At 36.2% G+C, this 1,697-nt stretch carries 2 protein-coding genes; both read left to right on the top strand.

The window, feature by feature from the left end:
• The first annotated feature begins 203 nt into the window (after positions 1-203).
• On the top strand, positions 204-554 hold the full coding sequence (locus MF4642_RS17240) for a hypothetical protein (RefSeq protein ID WP_227518571.1): 351 nt from the start codon (positions 204-206) through the stop codon (positions 552-554).
• Between the two features lie 762 nt (positions 555-1,316).
• A complete protein-coding gene (locus tag MF4642_RS16445) occupies positions 1,317-1,577 on the top strand; it encodes a hypothetical protein (protein ID WP_078426872.1) in 261 nt (86 codons plus the stop codon).
• The last annotated feature ends 120 nt before the right edge of the window (positions 1,578-1,697 follow it).

Here is a 1,697-nt window from a genome sequence, read left to right as displayed (position 1 = left end):
GGATAATCTTTTTCAGATTCAATTAGTAATTGAACCGCTCTTTCTCTGATTTCAGGGGTATATTTTAATTTTGTCATCGGCATAGTCTCTCAGAATATTGACTCTCCGACAAACCCGGTACGGTTCACTTAGCAGCTAATCAAAATTCAATCGATCAAATTGTAAATACTTACAATGCAAATAATCCTTTTGACTACTCTTACATGCAAGCTCCTCCAGCGACAGCACATCAAGTTTTTTCAGGCTGTATGAATGGTGTTGCATACGACACACAAGGCGCAATTCTTCATGATGCACCCAAGGATTTATGCAAACGTTTGCTTGCTGGTGACAGGCCTTTCAACCCTTATAAACAGCCTGAAAATGTAGATTCATACCAATATGCATCGAATGAAGCTCGCGGTGATGAAAACTATAAAAAGGCTTATTTAGAGAATATTGCAAGACTCGATGCTGAGCGTCATGTAAAAGCTCAAGATGCTTTTGTTAAATCTGAACAAATCCCATTAGGTACACCAGTACCAAGAGAGATTTCAGGAGCAAATTCACTATGAATGAAATTATGGCAGGCGCAAGTTTAGGTTTTGGAGTTGGTCTTCTAATTCTGTATTTTATGTACAGGCAAAGGTGAAATGATTCAGTCTATTAGCATCTGAAATTAACAATAACTTTGGTCTTGGTTTTTTTATTATTGAGGTGCCTTTTAATTACACGTTTTGCTGATTCGCTTTTTGCTTCTTTGTCGCAATACTCTGTGTTATTTGATTTTGATAAGATTTTGATTTCTTCTGTTTTAGTATTGTATTCAAGCTTGTATGTTGGGTGTTTAGGTTCTAAATCTGATAATTTCAATTCTGTTGCAAATGTATTTGATGATATTAGGCTTAGTAAAACTATTCTTTTCATTCAAACGATCTCTTGTATTTATAGAGCGAGTGTCTACGAGTGATTCGAGGTATCGATTTTATGACCATCTTCTCCTTGATTACAAGCTCCCATTTAAACTTGATCGGTAGGGGCAGAGCATCCCGAATGGGTGCGAACTGATATGAGTAATAGACACGTGTATAGCACAATTGCATACAGTAGGAATAAAGGCGTTTTACGCAAAGAAGACTATATTTTTATGCGTGAATGCCTAGAAAAGCACTTACAAAACATGCAGTTATCTGATTTTGATTATTCACAGCAAATTGATGATTTAAAACAACTTTTTATCAAGTTGGATCACACCATAAACAGACTGTAATTGCGAACTAGCGTCTTATAACATGCGGGTTACGATTGACTAAATTTGAATCAAAATAGGTATAAATATGCTGTTTATTCAAGAGGCTGAGCGAATTTGGTTGTCTAAATTTGGACATATGAATTTGCCTTGTGATGATTCAGGGCATAAAGCTTTAGTGTCTAAGGTTGCGTGGGTAAATGGCTATGTATTTGCAAAGATAGATTTATCATTAGCTTTGGATAGGGAAATTCAGCAGCTAATTGAAAAAGAAAAGCTACATGGTATTTATGACATTGAATTCAATAATGGTTGCTTGCATGGGAAGCGCTCACGGATTTCGGCATAACGTATATTATGTTCATTAGCGTACTCGGCATTGTGAATATAATTTTACTGAGATTCACAATGTCGAGCTGTAGCACCAACTGAGGTTGCGTAGGCTACAGTCTTGGATATGCTATTTAAC

Source organism: Acinetobacter sp. MF4642, assembly GCF_002018925.1.
Taxonomy (GTDB): Bacteria; Pseudomonadota; Gammaproteobacteria; order Pseudomonadales; family Moraxellaceae; genus Acinetobacter; species Acinetobacter johnsonii.
The sequence above is the reverse complement of the archived record's forward strand: the minus strand, read 5'-3'. Positions and strand labels throughout refer to the sequence as shown.